The organism is Frigidibacter sp. MR17.14, assembly GCF_037095735.1.
Taxonomy (GTDB): domain Bacteria; phylum Pseudomonadota; class Alphaproteobacteria; order Rhodobacterales; family Rhodobacteraceae; genus Frigidibacter.
In genome coordinates this window covers 322,642-349,420 of sequence record NZ_JBAWKD010000004.1, presented here as the reverse complement: position 1 = coordinate 349,420, position 26,779 = coordinate 322,642, and the positions used below count along the sequence as shown (strand labels likewise).

The window sequence follows — 26,779 nt, the reverse complement described above, 5'->3', positions numbered from 1 at the left end:
CGCCTTCCGGTCAGTTCTTCACCTCGGGGGGCGGGCTGCGGAAGATGTCGCGGAACTTGCCCGGCGTCAGGATCGACAGCGGGTTCACCCCCACCTTCGGCGCGTCCGACGTGCCCGAGATCGTGTAGTTGAACCCGAACAGCCCCTCGCCGCGCCGCGAGACCAGCTGGCCCACGGCGTTGACCAGATAGACCGGCGAGACCACCCCGCGCAACTCCAGCCGTTTCGAGACCAGCCCGAACACCCCCTCCATCGACACGCCGAGCGAGGCCCCCATCGCCGAACCCTGCAGGATCTGCACCCGGTCCGGGTCGATGCGGAACCGCGAGTCCACATCCGTGAACAGGATCCCGTCGCCCGACAGCTGCTCGACCAGCCCGACGACGCTGATCGCGCTCAGCAGGTCGGCCATCACCGGCGCGTCCTTGATCCGCAGGTTCTTGATCGCGACCTGACCGTCATAGGCGCCCGACTGGGTGCCGCGCGGGGTCAGCAGCATCTCCATCTGCCCCTCGCGCGCCATGCTGAAGATGCCGGCCGCCTTCAGCACGCGCCCGCCGTCGTCCGAGCGCATCCGGACCGAGGGCCGCGCATTGCCGCGCGTCGGCGCGACCTCGCCTGTCACCCTGCCGCTGCCGTTCACCCCGCCGGCGAAGCGGCCGTTGAAGCCGCCCGCGGTGGTGAAATCGCCCGTAAGCCCGGTCATCGCGATGCTGTCCGAGATCTTCAGCGTGTCCAGCGCCACGGTGATCGGCACCGCGTCCGCGCCCGATCCGCCGCTGCGGGAACCGCCGCCCACCGTCGCCTTCGCCAGATCGGCCGTCCCGCCGGTCACGACCACGCCCGGGCTGCGCGCCGCGCCCCGTCCGCGCAGCTCGACCCCGCCCGAGAACCAGCCGCCGACACTGACGTTCGGCAGCCGCACCACGTCGAGCGTGCCATCCGCGTTGATCGCCACGCTGCCGTCCTTCGCGCTCAGCCCCGGGCCGCTGACCGCCAGCCGCGTCACCGCGACGGGCGTGCCCAGCGTGCCCTCGACCTCCAGCGCGCCCTCGGCGCCGGGCTTTTTCGACCAGCCGATCTCGGGCACCGACAGCCCGATCCCCGCCAGATCCGAGCTCAGGCGGAACCGCGGCGCCGCCCCGCCCGGCGGCAGGTCGATCGCGATCTTCCCCGTCCCCAGCCCGGTGACGGAGCCCTCGGGCAGCGGGATCGCAAAGGTCTGAAGCGCGCGCGGGCTCAGCTCGACTGAACCGTCCAGCCGCGAGCCACCCTTCTTGTCCGCCTCCGGCACTTCCAGCGGCATCTCCCAGGCGCCGCGCACCGGCAGCCCGTCGATGCTGGCATCGCCCGAGATCCTCAGCGCGGCATTGTTCGCGGTCAGCGCCAGCCGGTCGGCGGCGATGGTGCGGTTGGGAACGATGGTGGTCGAGCTCACGTCCGACAGCAGCGCCTTCACGTCGAAATGCACATCCTCGGGGTTCAAGGGCCGGGTCAGGGCGAAGGACAGCTTCACCTCGGCCTTCGCCCGCCCCTGTGCCAGATCGATGCCGCGCCCGGCCTTCGACATCAGCTGCAAGGGTGGCTGGTCCAGCAGCGACAGGGCATCGGGGATCGTCGATGAGGTCAGCAGCTTCACCTCCAGCGGCGTCGGCCGCTGGGTGATGTCGGGCACCGTGACGACCGAGCCCGCGGCCTCGACCGCGCCGCCGTTCGGGGCGGTGACATGGCCGCGCTCGATCACCAGCGTATGGGTGCGCCCCTCGATCGTGGCATAGCCCTCGCCGTCCTCGACCGGGGGCAGCGTGTCCAGCACCCGGACCGAGGCGCCGCGGAACGCATAGGCCAGCGACACCCGAGCCTCGGTCTCGGGCGCGATGCGGATCGCGGCCTTCACGTCGTGCAGCTCGCCCGTGGTGACGTTCTCGGCCAGCCAGTCCCGGGTCTTGGTCACAAGGCCCACCGGCCAGAGCGCGATCAGGCTGTCATGGGCGATGCGGTTGATCGCCATGTCCGAACTCAGCCGCCAGCCGCGGTCGTCGGCGCTGGCGATGCCCTTGGCCGAGATCGCGCCGCCCTTGCCGTCGAACAGCGCGAACTGCCCGACCTCCAGCCGGAACGGCGCCAGCGTCAGGTTCAGGTCCATCATCCCGCCCGGGAAGCTGACCGGCTCCTTGAAGACGCCCTGCGGATCGGCCCAGAGGTCATAGACCGACAGCTGCCCGGTGATCGCGGTGGGCAGGCCGTTCTTCATCCCCTTCGCCCAGGCGCGGGCCGAGCCATGGGCGCGCAGCGCCTGGCTGTCGACGGTGATGTCGCGGAACTGCAGGAACTGGCTTTCGGGCTCATAGCCGATGACGACGCGGGCCAGGGTGAATTCGACGGGCTTCGCGGCGGGCGTCGGGCGCAGCGCGCCGGGCCCGATCTCGAGGCTGGCCTCGACCGGCATCACCCGGTTCTGGGCGTCGATCCCGGTCGAGATCGCGCCCGAGATCGGCGCCTTCAGCACCTGCAGCCAGGCCAGCGCCGGCGACTGCGCGCCCAGCGTGTCGGACGGCACGTTGCGCACCTCGGCACTGACCGCGGCCGCCGTCCCCTCGCGGTCCATCCGCAGCCTGAGGTCGGCGGTGGCCGGGCTGGGCTTGCCCGAGCCGTCGTCGATGGCGAAGGACATGTCGAAGGCGATCTTCTCGCCGGTCTGGTCCAGCGCCAGCCGCCCGTCGGTCACCGTCCAGACCTGCCCCGCGCGGCGGTCGTCATAGCGGATGTCGAGCCCGTCGAGATCGACGCGCTGCAGCCCGGCCAGCAGCGGGTTCGCCAGGGCGTTGCGCACCACCTTCGCGGCATCCTGCGGCGAGGTGATCGGCGGCCCGCCCCCCTCGAAGCCCGAGGCGAGGAAGCCCAGCTCCAGCGAACCGTCGGGCAGCCGGCGGATGTCGAGCTTCGCATCGGGCAGGCGCAGGCTCACCGGCTCCAGCCGCCCGGCCAGCAGCGCGCTGCTGGCGAAGCTCGCGCGCACGTCCGGCAACTCGGCGATGCGGCGGCCCTGAGCCGTGCTCAGCACCACGTCGTCCAGCCGGATGCGGGGATGCCAGTCGCGGTCGACGACGATCTCGCCCGCCCGCAGCGACAGGCGCGCGGCCCCGCCCAGCCGGTCGTTCACCCGCTGCGTCACCTGCGCCAGCGTCCAGTCCGGCAGCGGGATCGCCTTGCCGCCGACGACCAGCACACCGAGGCCCCCGAAGACCGCCAGCACCAGCACCAGCACCAGCCCGAGCGCGACCTTGCGTCCCCGGCGCGGCCGCTTCGGCGGCGGCGCGTCGGGGCCGGATGCGGCCGCGTCGGTCTTGATCATTCGGTCCTGCCCTTCCCGGTGCCGGTGGCGATCCGCGCCAGATGCTGCGGCGCGGGCTTTAACTTCCCGTCCAAGGCATTAAAACCCGAAGAGTTCCACCGAGAGAAGGGTTCACGCCATGATGATCGAGACCGGAGCGAAAGCCCCCGACTTCACCCTGCCCCGTGACGGCGGCGGCGAGATCACCCTTTCGGCCCAGCAGCCGAAGAAGGTGGTGCTGTATTTCTACCCGAAGGACGACACCCCGGGCTGCACGACCGAGGCGCTGGACTTCACCCGCCTGTCGGATGAATTCGCCGCCGCGGGCGCCCTCGTCATCGGCATCTCGAAGGACAGCGCCGCCTCGCATGACAAGTTCTGCCGCAAGCATTCGCTGAGCGTGATCCTCGCCTCGGACGAGACCGGCACCGCCTGCGAGGACTACGGCGTCTGGGGCGAGAAGAACATGTACGGCAAGACCTACATGGGCATCACCCGCGCCACCGTGCTGATCGACGGCGCCGGCACCGTCGCCCGCGTCTGGCCGAAGGTGAAGGTCGACGGCCACGCGGCCGAGGTGCTGGACGCGGTGCGCGCCCTGTGAGCCTGACGCTGGCCGAAATGGCCGTCGAGGTGCTGATCACCGCCGACGGCCGCGCCAAGACCGCGCTGAGCCACGCCCATGCCGCGGTCTGGCGCGCCTCGCGCGCGGCGGGCGCCGCGCCGATCGCCGTGGGCCAGGCCGCGCCGCCACTGCGCCCGGCGCGGCCCGAAAAGCCCGACCTCCTCGATCCGCGCGACGTGCCGCGCCGCCGGCCCGGCTCGCCGCAGGGCCGGATCGCGCTCCTGCACGCGCTCGCGCATATCGAGCTGAACGCGGTCGACCTGCACTGGGACATCATCGCCCGCTTCACCGACCAGCCGATGCCGCCCGGCTTCTACGACGACTGGGTGAAATCGGCGGACGAGGAATCGAAGCATTTCAACCTGCTCTGCGACTGTCTCGAGGCGATGGGCAGCCATTACGGCGCCCTGCCCGCCCATGCCGGCATGTGGCGCGCGGCCGAGGACACGGTGGACGATCTGTTCGGCCGCCTCGCCGTGGTGCCGATGGTGTTGGAAGCGCGCGGGCTCGACGTGACGCCGGGGCTGATCGCCACCTTCGAGAAGGCCGCCGCCACCGATCCCGCCGCCGAGGCCGCGGTCGCGGCGCTGAAGGTGATCTATGCCGAGGAAGTCCACCACGTCGCCTATGGATCGAAATGGTTCAACTGGCTTTGCGGGCGCGACGGGCTCGACCCCAAGGACCGCTTCCACGACCTCGTCCGGCGCTATTTCCACGGCGCCCTGAAGCCGCCCTTCAACGAGGAAAAGCGCGCCGAGGCCGGTCTGCCCCCGGACTTCTACTGGCCGCTGGCGGACGCCGAGGCCTGACCCGGGCGCGCTTAGCGCGGCGGTCCACGCCGCGCTGCGTTACCGTGGAATCAGTCACCATTTATCAACCATCGGATGCGAGGCTGCCCGGGCCTCGCCTCAACTGGATGTGGGCCGGCTCTGGCGGATTCCGCTGGATATTGGGGCGCGGGCCGCGAATCCCGTCGAAAGATCGGCGAAATATCGCCGATATCGGCCCCTTCGCGCCGATCCGGGGAACCTGCCCGGCGTTCAGCGTTGCCGCGAGGCGGTCGGCGTTGCTATCCCGCATCCGGGACAGGGGCAATCTGGGGACGGACTGGTGCCGAAACGGATACTCAATCGGGCCAACCATGCCCTCGAACGGCATCTGCCGGAACAACGCCTGTTCCTGCGCACCGATACCGACAAGGGCACCGAAACCCGCTTCGTCCGGATCTCGCCCGTCACCCAGCTTCTCGGCCTCGCCGGCGGCGGCGCCGTCATCGCCTGGACCATCGTCGCCTCTGCCATCCTGCTGATGGATTCGATCGGCTCGGGCACCGCGCGCGATCAGGCGCTGCGCAAGCAGGCCGTCTACGAACAGCGCCTCGACACCATCGGCAAGGAGCGCGACGCCCGCGCGGCCGAACTTGTCGCGGCCCAGGCCCGCTTCGGCGTGGCGCTCGACCAGGTCTCGGCCATGCAGACCGCGCTTCTCGACAGCGAGGAACGCCGGCGCGAGCTGGAAACCGGCATCGACGTGATCCAGGCCACCCTGAAACGCACCATGGCCGAGCGTGACAGCGCCCGCGGCGAGGCGCAGCTGGCCCAGGCCGCGCTGTCCGGCAATGCCGAGGCCCGCGCCGCCGCCCGCGCCAACGACCTGGAAGCCACGCTGGTCGCGATGACCTCGGCGCTGGAAAGCACCTCGGACGAGCGCGACGGCGAAATCGCGGCCGCGCAGGACGCCCACGCCCAGATCGACCGCCTCGCCTACGAGCGTCGGCTGATCGAGGAACGCAACACCCAGATCTTCGACACGCTCGAAGAGGCGATCACCGTCTCGATGGAGCCGCTGGACAAGGTCTTCCGCTCGGCCGGGCTGAACCCCGACGACCTCTTGAAGAAGGTGCGCCGCGGCCGCGACAACCTGCCGGTGCTGACCCCGCTCTCGGCCTCGAGCAAGGGCAACGAGGATCTGGGCATCGGCGAGGATCGCGCGACCGAGCTTCTGGACGGCTTCGCCCGGCTGAACGCCTATCGCGTCGCCGCGGAATCGGTGCCGCTGGCCTTCCCGCTGAAGACCTCGTTCCGCTACTCCTCGCCCTTCGGGCGCCGCTGGGGCCGCCTGCACGCGGGCGTCGATCTGGCCGGGGCCTATGGCTCGCCGATCTATGCGACCGCCGACGGCACCGTCACCCGCGCCGGCTGGATGAACGGCTATGGCAACATGGTCGAGATCAAGCACGACTTCGGATTCGAGACCGTCTACGGCCACATGTCGAAAATCCGCGTGAGCGTGGGCGATCGCGTCTCGCGCGGGGAACAGGTCGGTGATATGGGAAGTACTGGACGCTCCACGGGCACGCACCTGCACTACGAGGTGCGTCCGGGCGGGAATGCGGTCGATCCGATGACCTATATCAAGGCGGGAAAAGATGTTTTCTAAAAGCAGAATCAATGAGCCCGGGCCCAAGACCCCCGAGGCCGACAAACCGAAAACCCCCGAAACGACCCTGACGAAGCCGATGGATTACGCACCCGCACCGACGACCCCGAAGGCCAAGCCGGCCGCCTCGCTGCTGTCCTCGGATCTGACGATCTCGGGCAACATCAAGACCTCTGGCGACATCCAGATCGAGGGCACCGTCGAGGGCGACATCCGCGCCCACCTGCTGACCGTGGGCGAAAGCGCCACGATCCGCGGCGAGATCGTTGCCGACGACATCGTGGTGAACGGCCGCGTCGTGGGCCGCGTGCGCGGCCTGAAGGTGCGCCTGACCTCCACCGCCCGCGTGGAAGGCGACATCATCCACAAGACCATCGCCATCGAATCGGGCGCCCATTTCGAAGGCTCGGTCCAGCGTCAGGAAGACCCGCTCTCGCAGGGCTCGACCCCGAAGCTGGCGCCGCCCTCGGCCGACTGAGCCGACGGACAGATCAGGACCGGCCCGCCTCGGCGGGCCGTTTTCATTTCGGGGGAGCCATGATCGCCATCATCTTCGAGGTCCGCCCCGCCGAGGGCCGCCGCGACCAGTATCTGGCCCTTGCCGCGCGCCTGCGCGAAGAGCTGGTGACGATCGACGGCTTTTTGTCGGTCGAGCGGTTCCAGAGCCTCACCGACCCCGACAAGATGCTGTCGCTCAGCTTCTGGCGCGACGAGGCAGCGGTCGAGGACTGGCGCCGGCGCGAGGCGCATCGCGCCGCCCAGGCCGCGGGCCGCGCCGGGGTCTTCGCCGATTACCGGCTGCGGGTGGCTGCCGTGATCCGCGACTACGGCATGACCGAGCGCGCCGAGGCGCCGCAGGACAGCCTCGCCGCCCATGACGCACGAAGCCCGCTGATCTAGGCCTTCCGGGCGGTCTGCCCGCGCCCGGGGTCATAGCCCCAGACCGCGCCCGCCCCGAACACCACCAGCGCCCCCAGCGTGACCGCCAGCGCAAGCGCGTTGAACTGACCGTAGAGCGCGAAGCGGATCAGCTCGACCGCGTGGCTGAACGGGTTCGCCGCGCAGATCCGGTAGAGCAGCACCGAGGCCTCTTGCATCTTCCACAGCGGATAGAGCGCCGAGGACAGGAAGAACATCGGGAAGATGACGAAGTTCATCACCCCCGCGAAGTTCTCGAGCTGGCGGATCTGCGACGACAGCAGCAGCCCCAGCGCCCCCAGCATCAGCGCCGCCGCGAAGAACGCGGGCAGTGCGTAGAGATAGCCCAGCGGCTCCACGGTGATGTCGAAGGCGGCGGCGATGGCCAGGAAGGCCAGGCATTGCAGCACCGAGATCAGGCTGCCGGCGATCAGCTTGGCGCTCAGCAGCCACCAGCGCGGCAGGGGCGCGGTCAAAAGCAGCCGCATCGAGCCCATCTCGCGATCATAAACCAGTGAAAGAGAGCTTTGCATCCCGTTGAAAAGACAGATCATCCCGCAAAGGCCGGGAACGATGTATGTCTCGTAGGTGATGTAGGTCTGGTAGGGCGGAATGATCGACAGGCCAAGCGCCGCGCGGAATCCGGCGGCGAAGACCAGCAGCCAGACCAGCGGACGCACCAGCGCCGAGATGAACCGGCCCCGCTGACCCAGGAACCGCAGGAATTCGCGCAGGACGATGGCGCGGAGGGCGATCAGCCAGTGCAACATGTCAGATCGACCTTTTATGAATTATTTCATCATTATGAGAAGCGAAGCTTACATTGCACATCAACAATCGCCACGGGCGTGACATTGTCTTTTCTTCAGAGTGATACGCGCCGATCCTCATCTGATTTATCACGCCTGCTCGCCGGTCAGCTCAAGGAAGGTTCCGGTCAGATCCGCCCCCCCGATCTCGCCGGCGGTGCCGTCGGCCAGCACCTTGCCGCGGTGCAGGATCACCAGCCGGTCGGCGGGGCGCACCTCGTCGGTGAGATGCGTGGCCCAGAGCACGCAGAGGCCCTCGTCCGCGGCCAGGGCATGGACATGGTCGGTGATCGCGGCGCGGGCGGCGGCATCGAGGCCGACGGTCGGCTCGTCCAGAAGCAGCACCCGCGGGCGGTGGATCAGGGCGCGCGCGATCTCCATCCGCCGCCGGTGGCCGCCGTTCAGCGCCGCCACCTTCTCGCCCGCGCGCTCGGCCATGCCGAGCCGGTCGAGCGCGGCCATCGCCCGCGTTTCCGCCTCGCGGCCCGCGATGCCGTGCAGGGCCGCGAAATACAGCAGGTTGCGCCGGACGGTCTGGTCAAGGTCCAGCGTCGATTGCTGGAACACCACCCCGATCGCCGCCAGCGCCGCGCGCGGCGCGCGCGCAAGGTCGTGGCCCGCCACCACCACCCGGCCCGTCTGCGGCGTGAAGAGCCGCGTCAGGATTCCGAACAGCGTCGACTTGCCGGCGCCGTTCGGGCCCAGCAGCGCGCAGAAGGCGCCGGGGGTCAGCGTGAAGCTGACCTCGTCCAGCGCCTGTTTCGCGCCCCAGCGATGGCCGATGCGCTCGACCGAAAGTCCGTGAATGTCCATGGCGCCTCCCGGGGGTCAGCCTAAGGGGCCGCGCGCGCGGCGCAACCCGGACGGAAGGATCAGGGCCGCATCGCCGCGCCCCAGGGGAAGCGGCCGACCTTGATCGTCTTCACCGGCTTTTCCGAGGCCACGTCGATCACCGTCACGTCGCCCGAGACGCCGTTGGTGGTGAAAAGCTGCGAATGGTCGGGCGAGAAGGCCAGATGCCAGACCCGCCGGCCGGTCAGGATGTAGTCGCGGACCTTGAAGCTTTGCATGTCGACCACCGCGACATGGTTCGCAGGCCCCAGCGCCACGAAGGCGGTCGTGCCATCGGGCGTGAATTCGAAGCCCACCGGCTGGATCAGGTCGGGATGCACCCCCGGGATCTCGAACTTGATCTTCGCGAGCGGGCTCTGATCCGCCGCCTTGAACACCGAAACGGTGCCGCCGATCTCGGACGAGACCCAGAGCTCGGCCCCGTCGGCGGTGAACTCGGCGTGGCGCGGGCGCGCGTCGACCAGCGAATTCGCGTAGATCTGATGGGTCGCGGTGTCGATCCAATGCGCCATCGAGGTGGTTTCGGAGGTGGTGATGACGGTCTTGCCATCGGGCGAGACGGCCATCCCCTCGGGCTCGATGCCGACGTTGATCTGCGCCACGACGCTGCGGCTTTCGGTATCGACCACCGTCGTCACCGCGTCGTTCTCGTTCGCGATCCACAGGTGGCGGTCGTCGGGATGCGGCACGAACTGCTCCGGGTCCTCGCCCGAGGGCAGGTCGTTCAGGATCTGCCCGGTGGCCGGGTCCATCACCTGCACCGCGTTCGAATCTGAGGCGCAGATGTAGACCCGCGAGAAATCGTGGCTGAAGGTGATGCCGCGCGGACGCTCGCCCGTGGGGATGGTGCGGGTGACCTCGAGCGTCGCGATGTCGATCACGCTGATCGTGTCGTCCTTTTCATTGGTCACCCAGATCTCGGCCGCGGTAGCGGGCGTGACGAGGGCAGAGCACAGAAGCAGGGGTAGAAGGCGCATGGTCATCCTCCGAACGCCGTGCAGGCGCTTTCGGGTCTGTCGAGGCCGAGGGTGTCCATCTCGTTGACCTGATGAAGAAACCCCTCGACCGGGGCGAGGTCGATCAGCGCGCGGTCATTGGCGACCGGCACAGGCTGGCGCAGCTGGCCGTTCCAGGGCCGGAAGCTGAGCGAGCGGCCCTGGAAGCCGTCGAGCGCAAAGGCGTCCGACAGCATGTAGGCGCGCAAGGTGGCCGGGTCGGCGCTGCCGCTGCGGGTGACGCTTTCCGCGATGGCGCGGACCGCGAGCCAGCCCGCGTAGTCGCGCGGCCGCATCGGGCGCCCGGCCTGCGCCGCGAAGCGCTGTTGCAGCTGCGAGGCGCCCCATTGCTCCAGCACCGGCGACCAGGCGGCGGGGACCATGCCCGCGGCGCCGGCGACCGGGCGCGGCGCCCAGGTGTTGTCGGGGATGTAGCGGGCGAAGTCCGCGGCCTCGTCGGCGACCAGCACCACGTCGTGTTCGGGGAAGCCTTGCGTGAACAGCGGGATCTCGGTCGCGGTCGAGCGGCGCAGGTCGGTGTCGAAGGTCCAGTCCTTCTCGTCCACGATCCTGACCCCGAACTTGCGCGCGGCGCGGGCCAACTCGCCCGCGAAGGCGCGGTCGGCGATGCGGGGCCCGACGATCATCGCGGCCTTGGTCCAGCGCTTGCGCTGCAGCACCTGCATCAGCGCATCGGCCCGCGCGCCGTCTTCCAGCGCGGTGTGCAGCACGTTCGCCCGGCAATCGGCCGAGCGCAGGCGCGGATCGCCCGTCGCCACGTCGAGGATCAGCGCGTCGGGCGCCATGTCGGCCAGCTGCAGCAGGGTTTCGGCCGGCATGTCGGCGACGATCAGCCTGCTGCGCGACAGCGCCTCGCGCGCGGCCGAGGCGAAATCGCCGCCCTCGGGGACCGAGACCAGATCGAGGCTGTAGTCCTGCCCGAGGAACGCCCCGGTGGTCCGGCTGTCCTTCAGCGCCAGCATCGCGCCCTGAACGCCCTGATCCTCGGGCACGGGGTCGAGCTCTGACAGGGTGCTGGGCGGCGTGACCTCTTGCCGGAGGTAGATCATCGGCACGGGCAGGTCGGCCAGGGCAGGCAGCGCGGCCGGCACAAGGCAGAGCATGGCCGTGACCATGGCGATTTTCAACGACATAGGGCCCTCCTCCCCTGGCTGCCGACCCTAGGCAGGCGGGGCTCAAGAGGCATCTACGACCAAGGTCCAATTTCGGGGTTTTTCGCACCAAGGTCGAATAGGTCCGTTCATCCCTGCACCGTTAGATCGGCCAGAGACGGACATGAGGGAGGACTACCATGACGTTCCGCATTCGCGCGCTGTCCCCGGCGCTGCTTGTCGCCTGTGCGACCATGGCCTTCGCGCATGGCGATGTCGCCCCGCAGCCGGTCAACACCGATGCCCTGCCCGAGGTGGGCGAGGAGTGGCTGACCGAGAACCCCTATCGCGAAGAGAAGGCCGGGCATGACGTCTGGCAGAAGGCGGTGGACATCGGCGCTTCGGCCTTCACCCAGAACTGCGCGCGCTGCCACGGGCTTGGCGCGGTCTCGGGCGGGCTGGCGCCGGACCTGCGCTTCCTCGAGGCCGAGGAATATGGCGACGAGTGGTTCATGGAGCGGTTCCAGCACGGCTACACTCAGGACGGCACCACCAAGATGCCGGCCTTCGGCGAGGTTCTGGGCCAGAAGGCGGGCTGGGCGATCCGCACCTATATCGAGACCCGGCCCGAGGATGGCGCGCTCGACGCCCATGCCGACCGGCTGCGCGAGATCCGCGACGAGCTGGCCTCGGGCAAGGTGGCCGATCTGGCGGCGGTGAAGACCGAGCTTCAGAACATCGCGGCCGAGGCCAAGACCGCCTCTGGTGCGCCGGTCGCCGACAGCGTGGCCTTCGAGGCCGCGCGGCGGCTGACCGACGATCCGGCGACCTTCAAGCACGCGGCCGAGACGCTGACGCTCGGCCTGTCGGACGCCAAGTGAGACAGGGGGCGCGGATGCGGATTTCCCGTCGCCCCGCCCTTGCCCTGCTGGCCGGAGCCCTGCTTCTGGGCTCCGGCCCCGCCTTCGCGCGCTGCGAGGGCTATGTCGCCCAGCCCCGGCCGCAGAACACGCCGCTCGAGGATGTCGGGCGCAGCTACGACCGGATCATCGACGAGGGCTGGATCGAATTCGCGCTCTACGAGGATTTCGCGCCCTGGAGCGATTTGGTCGACGGCAAGCCGGTGGGCGTCGATGTCGAGATCGGGCGGCTGATCGCCAAGGCGCTGGGGGTCGAGGCGCGGTTCCGGCTGGTGCCGGCCAGCGAGAACCTCGATGCCGATCTGCTGAACTACGTCTGGAAAGGCGCGGCCGTCGATGGCCATGTCTCGGACGTGATGCTGCACGTTCCCTATGACAGCGACTATGCCTGCCGCTTCGATCAGGTGGTCTTCACCGGTCAGTATGGCGGCGAAAGCGTCGCCATCGGCTACCGGCTGAAGGATTACCCCGAAAAGGGCCCCTCGCCCAACTACTTCCGCTATGACACCGTCGGCGTCGAGAACGACTCGATCGCCGATTTCTACCTGACCTCGATCGGCAACGGCTCGGTCGAGCAGTCGATCCACCGCTACCGCTCGACCGCGGCGGCCGTCGACGCGATGGCGCAGGGCGAGGTGATGGCGGTGATGGGCCCGCGCGCGCAGATCGAGGGTGCGATCGCGGGTCATGCCGAAGCGGGGCTTGCAGTGCATGAGCCTCCGCTCATAGGGTTCACCCGTGGGAGGTGGACGATCGGGGTCGCTGTCAGCGCCCAGCACCGGGATCTGGGCTACGCGGTCGACGATGCGATCGCGCAAGGACTGGACGACGGGCGGATTGCCAAGATATTCCAGTCACATGGACTCACATTCAGGGCCCCGGAGCGCTAAGGTCGCGTGACCGGGGACAAGGGAGGAGACGCCAGATGCAGCTCACCGACCACCGGATCATCAAGGCCGACCCCGCGACGGTCTGGGCCGCGATCCTTGACCCCGAAGTGCTGAAGGCCTGCGTGCCCGGCTGCGAGGCGCTGACCGGATCGGTCGACGAGGGCTACGAGGCGACCGTCGTGCAGAAGGTCGGCCCCGTGAAGGCCAAGTTCACCGGCGCCGTCACCATGTCCGACATCGTGCCCGGCCAGTCGCTGACGATCAGCGGCGAAGGCAAGGGTGGCCCGGCAGGCTTCGCCAAGGGCGGCGCCAAGGTCGCCTTCAGCGAAGTGCCCGAGGGCACCCGCCTTGACTACGAGGTCGAGGCGAATGTCGGCGGCAAGATCGCCCAGCTCGGCAGCCGCATCATCGACAGCTTCGCCAAGAAGCTGGCCGACGACTTCTTCACCCGCTTCCAGACCGCCGTCGAAGGCCCCGCCGAGGACGAGGTTCCCGAACCCGCCGCCGTGGCCGAGGGCGAGACGGCCCCCGCGGAAGCGAAGAAGGGCTGGCTGAAGCGCCTGACCGGCGGCTGAACGGCCCCGCCCGCACCAGACACGAAACCAGTAGACGATTGCCCAGGGACGTTTTGCAGGGAGGCAAAGAATGACCAAGGTGACGCTCACGGTGAACGGAAAATCCGTCACCCGCGAGGTCGAGGGGCGCACGCTTCTCGTCCAGATGCTGCGCGACGACCCCGTCAACGGCGGGCTCGGCCTGACCGGGACCCATGTCGGCTGCGACACCTCGCAATGCGGGGCCTGCCTCGTGCATGTGAACGGCGAGGCGGTGAAGAGCTGCACGATGCTGGCGCTCGAGGCCGACGGCGCCTCGGTCACCACGATCGAGGGGATGGCGGCGCCCGACGGCACGCTGAACCGGCTGCAGCAGGCCTTCCAGGACCACCACGGGCTGCAGTGCGGCTTCTGCACGCCGGGCATGGTGATGTCGGCGGCGGCGCTGTTGAAGGACAACCCGACGCCGACCGAGGCAGAGATCCGCCACCATCTGGAAGGCAACATCTGCCGCTGCACGGGCTACCACAACATCGTCAAGGCGGTGCTGGCCGCGTCCGGTCAGGACGTGTCGGCGCTGGCTGCCGAGTAAGTTAGCGAACAACCGGGTCAGGCTTGGGGAGGAGAGACCAATGCCGAAGGACACGAGCGACAAGACGAGCGGGATCGGGGCCTCATCGAAGCGGCGCGAGGACGTGCGCTTCCTGACGGGGGCCGGCCGCTACACCGACGACATCAACCTGCGCGGTCAGGCCTATGCCTATTTCCTGCGCTCGGAAGTGGCGCACGGGACGATCACCAATCTCGACATCTCGGCCGCCGAGGCGATGCCGGGCGTGCTGAAGGTGTTCACCGCCAAGGATTTCGAGGGCGTGGGCGGGATCCCCACCGGCTGGCTGGTCACCGACCGGCAGGGTCAGCCGATGAAGGAGCCCAAGCACCCGATCCTGGCCGAGGGCAAGGTGCGCCATGTCGGCGACCCGATCGCCTGCGTGGTGGCCGAGAGCCTGTCAGAGGCACGGGACGCGGCCGAATCCATCGTCGTCGACATCGCGGAACTGCCCGCGGTCATCGACATGAAGGCGGCGCTGGCGCCGGGGGCGACGCTGGTCCACGAGGATCAGGGCACCAACCTCTGCTATGACTGGGGCTTCGTCGAGGAGAACCGCGAGGCGGTGAATGCGGCCTTCGCCGAGGCGGCCCATGTCACGACGCTGGAGTTGGTGAACAACCGGCTTGTCGCGAACCCGATGGAGCCGCGGGTGGCGGTCGGCGATTTCGAGCGCGGGACCGGCAACCACACGCTCTACACCACCAGCCAGAACCCGCATGTGATCCGCCTGCTGATGGGCGCCTTCGTGCTGGGCATTCCGGAGCACAAGCTGCGGGTCGTGGCGCCCGACGTGGGCGGCGGCTTCGGCTCGAAGATCTACCACTATGCCGAAGAAGCCTTCGTGACCTTCGCCGCCAAGGCGGTGAACCGGCCGGTGAAATGGACCTCGTCGCGGTCCGAGGCCTTCATGTCCGATGCCCACGGCCGCGACCATGTGACCAAGATCGAGCTGGCACTGGACGGGTCGAACAACTTCACCGCGATCCGGACCGAGACCTACGCCAACATGGGCGCCTATCTGTCCACCTTCGCGCCCTGCATCCCGACCTGGCTGCATGGCACGCTGATGGCCGGCAACTACAAGACGCCGCTGATCTACGTGAACGTGAAGGCGGTCTTCACCAACACCGTGCCGGTCGACGCCTATCGCGGCGCGGGCCGACCCGAGGCGACCTTCCAGCTGGAACGGCTGGTCGACAAGGCCGCGCGCGAGCTGAACGTCGATCCGGCAGAGCTGCGCCGGCAGAACTTCATCACCGAGTTCCCGTACCAGACGCCCGTCGCCGTGGTCTATGACACCGGCAACTACAACGCGACGCTCGACAAGCTGATGGAGGTCTGCGACCGCGCCGGCTTCGAGGCGCGCGCGGCAGAGTCGAAGGCCCGCGGCAAGCTGCGCGGCTTCGGACTGGCCCATTACATCGAGGCCTGCGGCATCGCGCCGTCGAACCTCGTGGGGCAGCTCGGCGCGCGGGCGGGGCTTTACGAAAGCGCCACGGTGCGGGTGAACGCCACCGGCAACATCGTGGTGATGACCGGCTCGCATTCGCACGGGCAAGGCCACGAGACCACCTTCGCGCAGGTGGTGGCCGAGATGATCGGCATCGACGCCTCGAATGTCGAGATCGTCCATGGCGACACCGCCAACACGCCGATGGGCATGGGCACCTATGGCTCGCGCTCGCTCGCCGTGGGCGGCTCGGCGCTGGTGAAGGCCGCGAACAAGGTCATCAACAAGGCCAAGAAGATCGCGGCACACCTGATGGAGGCGCCGGAAGGCGACATCGAGCTGAAGGACGGCAAGTTCTCGGTCGCGGGCACCGACAAGTCGGTGGACTGGGGCGCGGTCTGCCTTGCAGCCTATGTGCCGCACAACTACCCGCTCGAGAACCTCGAACCGGGGCTGGAGGAGACGGCCTTCTACGACCCGTCGAACTTCACCTATCCCTCGGGCGCCTATGGCTGCGAGGTCGAGGTCGATCCCGAGACCGGCAAGGTCGAGATCCTGGCCTTCGCCGCCGCGGACGACTTCGGCAACATCGTGAACCCGATGATCGTCGAGGGGCAGGTGCAGGGCGGGCTTGCGCAGGGCATCGGCCAGGCGCTGCTGGAAGGCTGCGTCTATGACGAGACCGGGCAGCTTCTGTCCGGCTCGTTCATGGATTACGCGATGCCGCGCGCCGACGACCTGCCGATGTTCAAGGTCGACCACTCGTGCCAGACGCCCTGCACCCACAACCCGCTGGGCGTGAAGGGCTGCGGCGAGGCCGGGGCCATCGGCTCGCCGCCGGCGGTGGTGAACGCGGTCCTGGACGCGCTGAACCGGGGCGGCCATGCCGTCGCCCATATCGACATGCCGCTGACCCCGTCGAAGGTCTGGGCGGCGATGCAGTGATCGCCCCTCCCCGGCCGGGCGTTCCGGCCGGGGGTCTCAACGCTTTGAAGGAGCGAGAGGATGCACAATTTCGAATTCGTCCGCCCGACCTCGGTCGATGAGGCGGTGGCCGCACTGGGCGCGGAAGAGGCGCAGGCCCTGTCCGGCGGCCAGACGCTGCTGCCGACGATGAAGCAGCGGCTGGCGGCGCCGGCGGTGCTGGTCAGCCTGACCGGGATCGCGGCGATGAAGGGCGTATCGGTCGCGGGCGGCGTGATGACCATCGGCGGCGCGACGCCGCATGCCGTGGTCGCGCGCGAGGCCAAGGCGCAGTTCCCGGCGCTGGCGGCGCTGGCGGGCAACATCGGCGACCCGGCGGTGCGGAACCGCGGCACCATCGGCGGCTCGATCGCCAACAACGACCCGGCCGCCTGCTATCCCTCCGCCGCGCTGGCGACCGGGGCCACGATCGTGACCAACACCCGCGAGATCGCGGCCGACGACTTCTTCCAGGGCATGTTCGCGACCGCGCTGGAAGAGGGCGAGATCATCACCGCGGTGAAGCTGCCGATCCCGCAGGCGGCGAACTACCAGAAGTTCGTGCAGCCCGCCTCGCGCTTCGCGCTGACCGGGGTGTTCCTGGCGAAGTATCCGGCCGGGGTGCGTGTCGCGGTGACCGGAGCCTCGGGCGACGGGGTGTTCCGCTGGACCGAAGCCGAAGAGGCGCTGTCGGCGAATTTCTCGGCCGAGGCGATCTCGGGGCTGAGCGTCGAGGCGGATGGCATGATCGGCGACCTGCACGGGACGCCGGAATACCGGGCGCATCTGGTGAAGGTGCTGACCGGGCGCGCGGTGAAGGCCGCGGGCTGAAACAGGAAGGTGCGGGGGGAGGCGCGCCTCCCCCCATCGCCGTCGGTCCTCGGACCGATGGCGGCCCTCCGGCGATCCCCCTGCGCCTTCGCGCCCTTGTCAGGCGTAGGCGCTGGTGCTGGCGCGGGCATCCTCGCGGATCATCTTCGCGGCCTTTTCGGCGATCATCAGCGTCGGCGCATTGGTGTTGCCCGAGGTGATCGTCGGCATCACCGAGGCATCGACGATCCGTAGCCGCCCGAGGGCGCGGAACCGCAGCCGCTCATCCACCACCGAACCGGGGTCCGAGCCCATGCGGCAGGTGCCCACGGGATGGAAGATCGTGGTGCCGATGTCGCCTGCCGCCTTCACCAGCTCGTCGCGCGTCACGTAGTCCGAGCCCGGCCGGTATTCGACCGGGTTGTAGCGGGCGAAGGACGGCTGGCTGGCGATGTGGCGGGTAAGCTCGATAGAGCGTGCCGCGACCTCGCGGTCGCCCTCGGTCGCGAGGTAGTTCGGGCGGATCGCGGGCTGGCTGGCCGCATCGGCGGCGGTGACATGGACCGAGCCGCGGCTTTCGGGGCGCAGGTTGCACACGCTGGCCGTCATCGCCGGGAACGGGTGCACCGCCTCGCCGAACTTGTCGAGGCTGACGGGCTGGACGTGGTATTCCAGATCGGGCGTCGCCTTGTCGGGGCCCGAGCGGGTGAAGATCCCCACCTGGCTCGGCGCCATCGACATCGGGCCCGAGCGTTTCAGCAGGTATTCAAGGCCGATCGAGGCCTTGCCGAACATGGACGAGGCCTTCTCGTTCAGGGTCGGCACCCCGGTGACCTTGTAGACCAGCCGCAGCTGCAGGTGATCCTGCAGGTTCTCGCCCACCCCCGGCGCCTCGGCCACCTGCGCGATGCCCGCCGCCTGCAGCACCTCGCCGCGGCCGATCCCGGAAAGCTCCAGCAGCTGCGGCGAGTTGATCGCGCCGGCCGACAGCACGGTTTCCGCGCGCGCGCGGGCTTCCTTGGGCAGCCCCTCGTGCAGGAAGCGCACGCCCTTCACCTCGCCGTCCTCGACGATCAGCTGGGTCGCATGGGCCCCGGTCAGAACCGTCAGGTTCTGCCGCCCCGCCGCCGGGCGCAGGAAGGCCTTGGCGGTGTTCCAGCGGATGCCGGCGCGCTGGTTCACATCGAAATAGCCGCCGCCCTCGTTCGTGCCGCGGTTGAAGTCGGGGGTGCGCGGGATCCCCGCCTCTTCGGCCGCGTCGAGGAAGGCGTCGAGCACCTTCCAGCGCACCCGCGCGGTTTCCACCCGCCATTCGCCACCCGCGCCGTGCAGCTCGTCGCCGCCGCGGTAGTGGTCCTCCTGCTGCTTGAAGAGCGGCAGCACATCATCCCAGCCCCAGCCGGTGCAGCCCAGCTGCCGCCAGTGGTCGTAATCCGCCGCCTGCCCGCGCATGTAGATCATGCCGTTGATCGACGAGCAGCCGCCCAGCACCTTGCCGCGCGGATAGCCCAGCGCGCGACCGTTCAGGCCCGGCTCCGCCTCGGTCTTGTAGAGCCAGTCGGTGCGCGGATTGCCGATGCAGTAGAGGTAGCCGACGGGGATGTGGATCCAGTGGTAGTTGTCGCGCCCGCCCGCCTCCAGCAGCAGCACCGAATGGCGGCCGTCCTCGCTCAGGCGGTTGGCCAGCACGCAGCCGGCGCTGCCCGCCCCGATGATCACATAGTCGAATTCCAGCACCCTGCGGCCCTCCCCGTCCGGCCCCGGGCTCCCTCCCGCCGGACCGGGGAAGGATCGCAGGCACCTCCCCGCGCCGCAAGACCCCGGGCCCCCATCGGCCGCCCGCGATGACGCAGCGTCTTCCGCCGCTTCGCGCGCGGTTGGCAGGCCCGCGGCCCTCGGCTAGGACTGTCGCCATGGCCGCCCTCCGCTTTCTTCCGCCCCTTCGCCTGCCGCCCGGCCTGCGCGCCCTGCGCCCCGGCCTGCCGCGCCTGCGGCGGGTCGACCTGGGTGGGCTGCCGGCGCCCGAGGTCGGGCGCCCGCTGGCCGCGATCGGCGATGTCCACGGCATGGACGCGCTGCTGGGCCGGCTGCTCGACACGCTGGCGCTGCGCGCGCCCGATGCGCTGCCGCTGTTCCTGGGCGACCTGATTGACCGCGGGCCCGACAGCGACCGGGTGCTGGCGCGGGTGCGCACGCTCGAGGCGGCGGGCAAGGCGCTGTGCCTGCTGGGCAATCATGAGCAGATGCTTCTCGACGCGATCGACCGGCCCGCGACCGGCGTCCGGCGCTGGCTTGGTCATGGTGGCGGCGCGACGCTGCGCAGCTTCGGGCTGGAGCCGCCGCAGGTCGGCGCGCCGCCCGAGGCGCTCGAGGATCTGGCGGGCGCGCTGGCCCGGGCGCTGGGGGCAGAGATGCTGGGCTGGCTGCGCGCCCGCCCGCTCCTGCATCGCGAGGGCACGCTGGTTGCGGCCCATGCCGGGCTCGACCCCGCCCGCCCGCCAGAGACGCAGGAACGCCACCGCCTGCTCTGGGGCGGCCCGCTGCCGCCCGGGCCCCGCGCGGACGGGCTCTGGGTCGTGCAGGGCCATGACGTGGTGCCGGTGCCGCTGCGCCGCGGGACCTGCCTGAGGATCGACACCGGCGCCTTCGCCAGCGGGCGGCTCAGCGCGCTGGTGCTGCGGCCGGGACAGGCCCCTGCGGTGCTGACCCGGCGCTGAGCCGGCCATTCCCGGATTTTTTGCCTTGGTTCCGCCCTGCCGCAGTGCAGAATGTGGCGGCCCGCCCCGCTGCCAGCAATCTTCCGCCGAGATCCCGACACGATCCGCGGAAGATTGCGCACGAATGTCCGGTTTCGCGGCCCGCGTGCAGCACCGAAAACGCCAACTGGCCGCTGCTATTCACAATTCTGCTGCATAAATGGGCCAATTATACAATTATAAGGCGAGCACTCCAGACGAATGACGGAAGATGTCGGGTCATCACACCTCATTGTTTCCCTCACGAGCAGATTGCTGCCAACTCTCGCAAGCGCAGAAACTTTTGGCTTGTCCCCGCGTTGGTGGCGAGGTTTGCTAAGGGAAAGATCCAAGATGACAGCGCGATGGCTTCGGGGCGATGTCCGGCTGGACCCGGACATGGGAACACGAAACGTGGCAATCCTGGTAGTCCCGATGAGCGATCGGCAAGGCTGGAGCGAGAGGTCATGAAAGATCTGGTTCTGGAACAGACCTACGCATCCCCGCGGACGGTCGCACGGGTCCCGGCGAACGGGGCCGCAGCGGAGGAAGACCGCAAGGTGGTTGGGCTCTACGAGCGCAGCGTGAAGCGTGCTTTCGACATTCTCATGGTGCTGATTCTGGCACCCGCGGTCCTGCCGGTGACGCTGGTGTTCTGGGTGCTGACGCGCCTGGACGGCTCGGCAGGGTTCTATGGGCAAGAGCGTGTCGGACGCGACGGGCGTCGCTTCATGTGCTGGAAGATCCGCACGATGGTGCCGAACGCTGAACAGGTGCTGGCCGATCTGTGCGCCCGCGACCCGATCATCGCGCGGGAATGGCACGAGACGCAGAAGCTGCGCTACGACCCGCGCATCACCCGCGTGGGGCAGATCCTGCGCAAGACCAGCCTCGACGAGCTGCCGCAGCTTTGGAACATCTTCCTTGGCGAGATGAGCTTCGTGGGCCCGCGCCCCTTCATGCCCTCGCAGGAGCATCTCTATGTGAAGGCCGGCGGTCAGGCCTATTTCCGGGTGCGACCGGGCATCACCGGCCCCTGGCAGGTCGAGGGTCGCTCGACCACCCTGTTCACCGACCGCGTCCGCTATGACGAGGGCTATTATCAGGGACTGAGCCTGAAGGGCGACATCAGCTACATCTGGAAGACCTTCGGGGTCGTCCTGCGGATGACGGGCCGGTAAACGGCCCGGCAGCGGGGGCGCCCCGGAACGGGAAAGCGTCCCGGCAAACGGAACGGGCGGCGCCTTGTGGCGCCGCCCTTCGTCATTCCGGGGTCCGGGAATCCGAGGCCCGAGGTCCGGCGGTCAGGCCCACTCGCCCTTGCGGAATACCGCGACCCGCTCGCCCGAGGCGGTGATGCCGTCGATGTCCACCTGATCCGACCCGATCATCCAGTCGACATGGATCAGGCTCGCATTGCCGCCCTGCGCCGCGATCTGCTCGGCGCTCAGCGAGGCCCCGTCGAGGAAGCATTTCGAGTAGCACTGGCCCAGCGCGATGTGGCAGGCCGCGTTCTCGTCATAGAGCGTGTTGTAGAACAGCAGGCCCGATTGCGAGATCGGCGAGCTGTGCGGCACCAGCGCCACCTCGCCCAGCCGCCGCGCGCCCTCGTCGGTGTCGATCAGCTTCTTCAGCACCGCCTCGCCGCGCGTCGCCTGCGCCTCGACGATGGCGCCGCCCTCGAAGCGCACCCGGATGCCCTCGATCAGGGTCCCGGCATGGGCCAGCGGCTTCGTCGCCGCCACCCAGCCCTCGACATGGCGGGCGTGCGGCGTGGTGAACACCTCTTCGGTCGGGATGTTCGGATTGCAGGTCACGCCGTTCTGCGCGACCGAGCTGCCGCCGTGCCATTCGTGGCCATCCGCCAGCCCCACCGTCAGGTCGGTGCCGGGGCCGGTGAAGTGCAGCGCCTCGAAGCGCATGTCGTTCAGCCACTTCGCCCGCGCATGCAGGCCGTCGTTGTGCTCGGCCCAGGCCGCGACCGGGTCCGGCCGGTCGACGCGGCTCGCCGCGAAGATCGCCGCGGCCAGCTTCGCCACCGCCTCGTCCTCGGGCAGGCCGGGGAAGACCTGCCGCGCCCAGGAGGGCGTCGGATAGGAACAGATCGACCAGTTGATCGCGAAGGTCGAGATCTTTTCCAGCGCCGGCTTGTAGGCGGTGGAATTGGCGCGGTTGGCGCGCGCCACCTTCTCGGGGTCCTGCTCGCTCAGCAGCATCGGGTTGTCGCCCGAGACCGCCATCCGCGCCGCCCCGGCCGCATAGGCCTCGCCCATGCCGCGATAGAGCCAGCCCGCCGCGCGGTCGAAGCTTTCGTCCGAGCCGTGGCGGAAGCGCGCCAGCGTGATCTCCTCGTCGGCGAAGAGCGGCGTCACCAGGCCCGCGCCGGCGGCATAGGCATGGGCCGCCACCCGGCGCACCAGCGGCAGCGCCGCCATCGGCGCGGTCAGGATCAGGTCCTGCCCCGGCTGCAGGTTCAGTCCGACCTTGACCGCCACCTCGGCAAGTCGGTCGAGCAGCGCCGGGTCCACCCCGGCCGGCACATCGGCGATCGCATCCATGTCGCGCACTCCTTCTGTCGCGCCCGACACTATCCCCCGAACCGGCAGGGTCAACCGCCGCTCCCCTGTTCGACTTGGCGGAAATACTCCGGGGGGTCCGGGGGGCAGCGCCCCCCTGCCTTCGCCCTCAGTCGCTCACCGCCCCAGCCGGCGCGCGATCTGCTCGGCCAGCGCCCCGATCGCCCGGCTCTGCGCGGCGGCGATGTCGCCCGCATCCGTCCCGCCCATCGGCTCGGCGATGGCGAAGCGGTCCGACTGGCCGGTCCCGCGTTCGGAATAGATGTAGTACTGACCCTCCAGCCGGTAGATCCCGTCCGCGCCGCCAAGCGCCTTCGACATCCGGACCGAGACCTCGGTCTCGGCCAGCCCGCCCAGCGGCCAGGGTTCCGAGGACACCGTCGCCGACAGGATCATGTCCAACTGGCGTGCCAAGGCCACAGACACGCCCCGCGTCGGCTGGTCGGCCCACAACGCCGAGCCCGCGTTCTTCACCGCGCCGTCGCCGGTCGCCACCGCCACCTCGATCGCCGAGGCATATTCCGGCAGCGACACGTCGCGCACCAGCACCGAGCGCGTGGCCGAGGTCAGCCGCAGCCCGCTCGGCGGCGGCTCGAAGGTGTAGCGAGGCGGGTTGCAGCCGGCCAGCACGAGGGCCGCCAGACCGGCGAGCATCAGGGTCTTCGTCATGTCAGCGTCCCAAGATGAACGATTGCGGGTTGCGGTCGATGGTGCGCGCCAGTGTCGCGACATTCTCGGCCATGCGCTGCAGTTCGCGCAGCGTGTTCACGACCTCGGTGTTGAAGCGCGACTGGTCGCCATAGCCCGAGACGAGCCCGTTGGCATTGGCGATCAGAACGTTCAGCCGGTCCGACAGCTGGGGCAGCGTGCGCGCCGCGTCGCGGATCGCGTTGGCGGCCTCTTCCGCGGCCGAGATCGCGCCATTCGCATTCTCGATGGCGCCGCCTTCGCGGACCTGCCCCAGGAAGACGCGCACCTCGTCCAGCGCTGCCGACAGGCTTGCCGGCAGCTGCCGCGCACCTTCCGTCGACAGGATCGCGTCGGCGCTCTGCACCAGCCGGTTGGCCGAGGTCGAAAGCTCTTCGACCGGGATGGTGTTCAGCTTGGCCGACAGCTGGCGGACCTGCTCCGAGATCTCGGGGAAGTCCTGGGCCGCGCCGTCGACATTCGCAAGGATCCCGTCAAGCCGGCCGACCGAGGCGATCAGCTTGTCGATCGCCTGCCCCTGCTCGATCCGCTGCATCGCCCCGCGCGCCGAGGCGGCGGTGGCGGCGAAATCGTTGAGCATGTCGGTGATCTGCTGCGAGTTCACCCGCGCCTTTGTGTCGTCCAGCAGCGAGGCCGCGGATTCCGGCAGCCGGCGCATCCCGTCGTCCGAGGCCAGCGCCTTGACCGAGTCCAGCGTGTCGATGGCCGAGCGCATCAGCTCTTCGATCGGCAGGTTGTTGATCCGGCTGATCATCCCCTGCGAGGTGGTCGCGAAGTCCTGCACGTTTGCCGGTGCGCCCGGCAGCATCGGGTAGGGTTTCGCGGCAAGGTCAAGCTCGGACGGCTGCTCGGGGTCCTCGATCAGCTCCACCACCAGCGAGCCGGTGAGGATCGAGCCGGTGGCAAGCCGCGCGCGGATGTGCTGGTCGCGTACGAAGCTGGAAATCACGTCGACCGGGTTCGCATCCACCGCCTCTTCGGACAGCCCGAGGCGACCGGGCTGCACCTGCAGGTTGGCCTGCATGGTGACGCGGCGGGCGGCGCCCTCGCCGGTGACGTCGGCGGTCAGGTCGGTGACCTCGCCGACCTTCAGGCCGCGGTAGATCACGTCGGCCTTGGCGCCCAGCCCCGCGACCGAGCCGTCGAAGCGCGCGGTCAGCGGCACGCCCTGCTCCATCGGGTTCGAGAAGAGCGAGTCCCGCGCTGCCGCCTCGCTGTCGAAGACGTCGAAGCTTTGCCCGGGCTCGATCGGCGTGCCGCCCGAGATCGTGGTGTCGAAGCTGACGCCGCCTTCGATCAGCGAGGCCAGCGAGCGCACGTCGAGCGAGATGCCGCTTGAGCCCACGTTGACCTCGAAACCCGATGTGTCCCAGAACCGCGTCAGGTTGGTGACGCGGTTGGCATAGGCCTCCTGGATGATCGCATCGACCTCGACGACGCTGCCGTCCTCGGACAGGCGCGGCGTGCCCAGGCTGCCGACCTCGATGCCGTGGTAAAGGACCGGCGCGCCCGCAGCCAGCTGGTTGCCGTCCTGCATCCGCAGTGTGACCTGCAGCCCCTGCCGGCCCGGCCCGGTGATCAGCGGCGCGGATTCGAGCCCCTCGAACTCGACCTGGGTCTCGCCCTGCTCGCTGTCCCAGTTGCCGGCGATATAGGCGCCCGACAGCACGGTATCGAGCCCGGTGACCCCCCGGACCGAGACCTCGGGGCGGATCACCCAGAACTGCGCGTCCGCGTCGACGTAAGGCGCCACGTCCTTGGCGATGCGGATCTGGACGTCGACCTTGTTCAGCCCCGACGAGAAGCCCACCTGCTCGACCCGGCCCACGGTCACGTCGCGGTACTTGAGCACGGTCGAGCCCGCCTCGATGCCGCTGGCGTTGTCGAAGCGGACCGAGATCAGCCGGCCGCGGTTCGAATAGCTGTTCAGCGCGACCCCGAGCGAGACGACCAGCGCCACGATCGGGATCAGCCAGACCGGAGAGATCTGCAGCCACCAGCGCCTGCGCGGACCGCGCACGCGCATCTCGCCGGCTTCGGGGCGTCGGGGCGGTTGTTCCGGGGGGGCGGAACGGCCGTCGGGTTCGGTCAAGGCGATCTCCGGTGTGTCAGTCCTCGTCCCAGATCAGTCTGGGATCGAAGCTTTGGGCGGACAGCATGGTGAAGGCAACCGACAGCGCGAAGCTGACGGCGGCAATGCCGGGATTGATGGTCGCGACCGCCTCGAACTGCACGAGCGAGGCAAGGATCGCAACGACGAAGACGTCGATCATCGACCAGCGGCCGATGAACTCGACGATGGTGTGCAGCCGGTGCTGGCGGTGTTCGTCCAGCGCGCCGCGCCGGCCCGGGCCGCGACCGATCGAGCCCGCCAGATAGGCGATGGCCACGAATTTGGACACCGGGATCACGATCGAGGCGAGGAAGACGATCCCCGCCACGCCGTAATCGCCGTGGCCCGCCAGCTCGACCACGCCGCCAAGGATCGTGGATTCTGTCTGGTTGCCAAGCGTGCGGGTGATCAGCATTGGGTAGATGTTGGCCGGGAAGTAGACGATCAGCCCCGCGATCCACCAGGCCCAGACGCGCTGCAGCGATCCCGGCTCGCGGCTGTGCAGCGCCGCGCCGCAGCGGGTGCAGGCCTCTTCGTCGGGGCCGAAGACCCGGCCGCAGCTGCGGCAGCCCAGAAGGCCGGCGGCGCGGGCGGTGTGCGGGGCGGCGTGAAGGCTCATGCCGCGGGGCCCTTCAGGCGCTGGTCGACCGCGCGGCCAAGGCTGCCGTCGGGGGCACCGCGCCGGGTCTCGATCGCGTGCCAGACGCTTTCCTTATCCATGCTGTTGTCCTGCAGCACGGTGACCAGCACCAGCCCGCAGAGCGCCCAGAACGCCACGCCCGGATGCACCGAGGCCAGGCCCGCCACCTTCACCAGCGCCACCGCGACGCCGATCAGGAAGATCTCGGCCATCGACCAGGGTTTCAGCTGGTCGGCCAGCCGGAACGCCTGCCCCGCCCGCGGCAGCGGCGCGCCGCCGCGCAGCATCGGCGCCAGCGTATAAAGGATCAGGCTCAGCCGCAGCGCCGGGATCACCACGATCAGCGCCCCCACCGCCAGCGACAGCGGGAACATGATGCCGTCGGAAAAGGCCTCGATCGCGTCCAGCACCGAGGCGCTGCTTTCCATCCCGGCGGTCGACAGGTCGAGGAACGGGCCGAAGACCGCCCCCGCCATCAGGATCAGCGCCGTCGCGGCCAGCGCCACGGTGCGGGTGAAGGCCTGCGCCTGCGGGGCGACCAGCACGGCGCCGCAGCGCGCGCAATCGGCCCGTTCGCGCGGGCCCAGTTCGGGCAGGCGAAAGAGCGCGTCGCAATGCGGGCAGGCCCGCATCTGCGCCAGATCGCTTTCCCCCGGTCCGCTGCTCATCCCCGTCTCCTGCCGTCCCCTGCCCGCACCCGATGTGCGGCCGTGCCTTTCAGGC

General features: G+C 69.3%; 24 protein-coding genes. 13 read left to right on the top strand and 11 right to left on the bottom strand.

The window, feature by feature from the left end; all coding sequences use genetic code 11:
• Positions 1-10: 10 nt before the first annotated feature.
• Complete coding sequence (locus V8J36_RS13850) at positions 11-3,355, bottom strand: YhdP family protein (RefSeq protein WP_336467878.1); 3,345 nt, start codon at positions 3,353-3,355, stop codon at positions 11-13.
• A 121-nt stretch (positions 3,356-3,476) separates the two neighbouring features.
• Here V8J36_RS13850 and V8J36_RS13845 point away from each other — a divergent pair, with 121 nt between their 5' ends.
• From V8J36_RS13845 to V8J36_RS13825, 5 genes are all read left to right on the top strand, one after another.
• Positions 3,477-3,938, top strand: a complete 462-nt coding sequence (locus V8J36_RS13845) for a peroxiredoxin (RefSeq protein ID WP_336467954.1) — start codon at positions 3,477-3,479, stop codon at positions 3,936-3,938.
• 17 nt (positions 3,939-3,955) lie between these two features.
• Complete coding sequence (locus V8J36_RS13840) at positions 3,956-4,768, top strand: ferritin-like domain-containing protein (RefSeq protein WP_336467953.1); 813 nt, start codon at positions 3,956-3,958, stop codon at positions 4,766-4,768.
• A 301-nt stretch (positions 4,769-5,069) separates the two neighbouring features.
• The gene (locus V8J36_RS13835) at positions 5,070-6,398 is read left to right on the top strand and encodes a M23 family metallopeptidase (RefSeq protein ID WP_336467877.1); all 1,329 of its coding nucleotides are present in this window, start codon (positions 5,070-5,072) and stop codon (positions 6,396-6,398) included.
• On the top strand, positions 6,388-6,876 hold the full coding sequence (locus V8J36_RS13830) for a bactofilin family protein (protein ID WP_336467876.1): 489 nt from the start codon (positions 6,388-6,390) through the stop codon (positions 6,874-6,876). Before V8J36_RS13835 ends, V8J36_RS13830 begins: the two co-directional genes overlap by 11 nt.
• A 59-nt stretch (positions 6,877-6,935) precedes the next feature.
• The gene (locus tag V8J36_RS13825; RefSeq protein WP_336467875.1) at positions 6,936-7,298 is read left to right on the top strand and encodes an antibiotic biosynthesis monooxygenase family protein; all 363 of its coding nucleotides are present in this window, start codon (positions 6,936-6,938) and stop codon (positions 7,296-7,298) included.
• Here the strand turns inward: V8J36_RS13825 and V8J36_RS13820 are convergent.
• The 4 genes from V8J36_RS13820 to V8J36_RS13805 form a co-directional block, all read right to left on the bottom strand.
• Positions 7,295-8,086 carry an ABC transporter permease gene (locus V8J36_RS13820; protein WP_336467874.1) on the bottom strand — a complete coding sequence of 264 codons (792 nt, stop codon included), beginning with the start codon at positions 8,084-8,086 and terminating at the stop codon, positions 7,295-7,297. The genes V8J36_RS13825 and V8J36_RS13820 overlap by 4 nt on opposite strands.
• Positions 8,087-8,215: 129 nt before the next feature.
• A complete protein-coding gene (locus V8J36_RS13815; RefSeq protein WP_336467952.1) occupies positions 8,216-8,932 on the bottom strand; it encodes an ABC transporter ATP-binding protein in 717 nt (238 codons plus the stop codon).
• Positions 8,933-8,997: 65 nt separating this feature from the next.
• The gene (locus tag V8J36_RS13810) at positions 8,998-9,954 is read right to left on the bottom strand and encodes a YVTN family beta-propeller repeat protein (RefSeq protein ID WP_336467873.1); all 957 of its coding nucleotides are present in this window, start codon (positions 9,952-9,954) and stop codon (positions 8,998-9,000) included.
• A gap of 2 nt (positions 9,955-9,956) precedes the next feature.
• Positions 9,957-11,126, bottom strand: coding sequence for an ABC transporter substrate-binding protein (locus V8J36_RS13805; RefSeq protein WP_336467872.1), 1,170 nt, complete (start codon positions 11,124-11,126; stop codon positions 9,957-9,959).
• A 158-nt stretch (positions 11,127-11,284) separates the two neighbouring features.
• On the opposite strand from V8J36_RS13805, the gene pedF reads away from it, so the two are divergent.
• The 6 genes from pedF to V8J36_RS13775 all read left to right on the top strand — a co-directional run bounded on the left by pedF (position 11,285) and on the right by V8J36_RS13775 (position 17,305).
• Complete coding sequence (pedF, locus tag V8J36_RS13800; RefSeq protein WP_336467871.1) at positions 11,285-11,965, top strand: cytochrome c-550 PedF; 681 nt, start codon at positions 11,285-11,287, stop codon at positions 11,963-11,965.
• Positions 11,966-11,979: 14 nt separating this feature from the next.
• Positions 11,980-12,894 (top strand): substrate-binding periplasmic protein, encoded by a 915-nt coding sequence (locus tag V8J36_RS13795; RefSeq protein WP_336467870.1) that lies wholly within the window; start codon positions 11,980-11,982, stop codon positions 12,892-12,894.
• 35 nt (positions 12,895-12,929) lie between these two features.
• The gene (locus V8J36_RS13790; protein ID WP_336467869.1) at positions 12,930-13,469 is read left to right on the top strand and encodes a CoxG family protein; all 540 of its coding nucleotides are present in this window, start codon (positions 12,930-12,932) and stop codon (positions 13,467-13,469) included.
• Positions 13,470-13,539: 70 nt separating this feature from the next.
• Positions 13,540-14,040 carry a (2Fe-2S)-binding protein gene (locus V8J36_RS13785; protein ID WP_336467868.1) on the top strand — a complete coding sequence of 167 codons (501 nt, stop codon included), beginning with the start codon at positions 13,540-13,542 and terminating at the stop codon, positions 14,038-14,040.
• 40 nt (positions 14,041-14,080) lie between these two features.
• On the top strand, positions 14,081-16,456 hold the full coding sequence (locus tag V8J36_RS13780; protein ID WP_336467867.1) for a xanthine dehydrogenase family protein molybdopterin-binding subunit: 2,376 nt from the start codon (positions 14,081-14,083) through the stop codon (positions 16,454-16,456).
• 60 nt (positions 16,457-16,516) lie between these two features.
• Entirely contained in the window at positions 16,517-17,305 is a 789-nt protein-coding gene (locus V8J36_RS13775) for an FAD binding domain-containing protein (RefSeq protein WP_336467866.1), read from the top strand.
• A 99-nt stretch (positions 17,306-17,404) separates the two neighbouring features.
• On the opposite strand, the gene V8J36_RS13770 is transcribed toward V8J36_RS13775, so the two are convergent.
• Complete coding sequence (locus tag V8J36_RS13770; RefSeq protein ID WP_336467951.1) at positions 17,405-19,018, bottom strand: GMC family oxidoreductase; 1,614 nt, start codon at positions 19,016-19,018, stop codon at positions 17,405-17,407.
• Between the two features lie 179 nt (positions 19,019-19,197).
• Here V8J36_RS13770 and V8J36_RS13765 point away from each other — a divergent pair, with 179 nt between their 5' ends.
• Positions 19,198-20,001, top strand: a complete 804-nt coding sequence (locus V8J36_RS13765) for a metallophosphoesterase (protein WP_336467865.1) — start codon at positions 19,198-19,200, stop codon at positions 19,999-20,001.
• 485 nt (positions 20,002-20,486) lie between these two features.
• Positions 20,487-21,200 carry a sugar transferase gene (locus tag V8J36_RS13760; RefSeq protein WP_336467864.1) on the top strand — a complete coding sequence of 238 codons (714 nt, stop codon included), beginning with the start codon at positions 20,487-20,489 and terminating at the stop codon, positions 21,198-21,200.
• A 123-nt stretch (positions 21,201-21,323) separates the two neighbouring features.
• On the opposite strand, the gene V8J36_RS13755 is transcribed toward V8J36_RS13760, so the two are convergent.
• The 5 genes from V8J36_RS13755 to V8J36_RS13735 form a co-directional block, all read right to left on the bottom strand.
• Positions 21,324-22,577 (bottom strand): aminopeptidase, encoded by a 1,254-nt coding sequence (locus tag V8J36_RS13755; RefSeq protein WP_336467863.1) that lies wholly within the window; start codon positions 22,575-22,577, stop codon positions 21,324-21,326.
• A gap of 135 nt (positions 22,578-22,712) precedes the next feature.
• Positions 22,713-23,264: a PqiC family protein gene (locus V8J36_RS13750; RefSeq protein WP_336467862.1), complete on the bottom strand. Its 552-nt coding sequence runs from the start codon at positions 23,262-23,264 to the stop codon at positions 22,713-22,715.
• A 1-nt stretch (position 23,265) separates the two neighbouring features.
• Positions 23,266-25,395 carry a PqiB family protein gene (locus tag V8J36_RS13745; protein WP_336467861.1) on the bottom strand — a complete coding sequence of 710 codons (2,130 nt, stop codon included), beginning with the start codon at positions 25,393-25,395 and terminating at the stop codon, positions 23,266-23,268.
• 16 nt (positions 25,396-25,411) lie between these two features.
• Positions 25,412-26,035 carry a paraquat-inducible protein A gene (locus V8J36_RS13740; protein ID WP_336467860.1) on the bottom strand — a complete coding sequence of 208 codons (624 nt, stop codon included), beginning with the start codon at positions 26,033-26,035 and terminating at the stop codon, positions 25,412-25,414.
• Positions 26,032-26,724 (bottom strand): paraquat-inducible protein A, encoded by a 693-nt coding sequence (locus tag V8J36_RS13735; RefSeq protein ID WP_336467859.1) that lies wholly within the window; start codon positions 26,722-26,724, stop codon positions 26,032-26,034. Before V8J36_RS13735 ends, V8J36_RS13740 begins: the two co-directional genes overlap by 4 nt.
• Between the last annotated feature and the right edge of the window lie 55 nt (positions 26,725-26,779).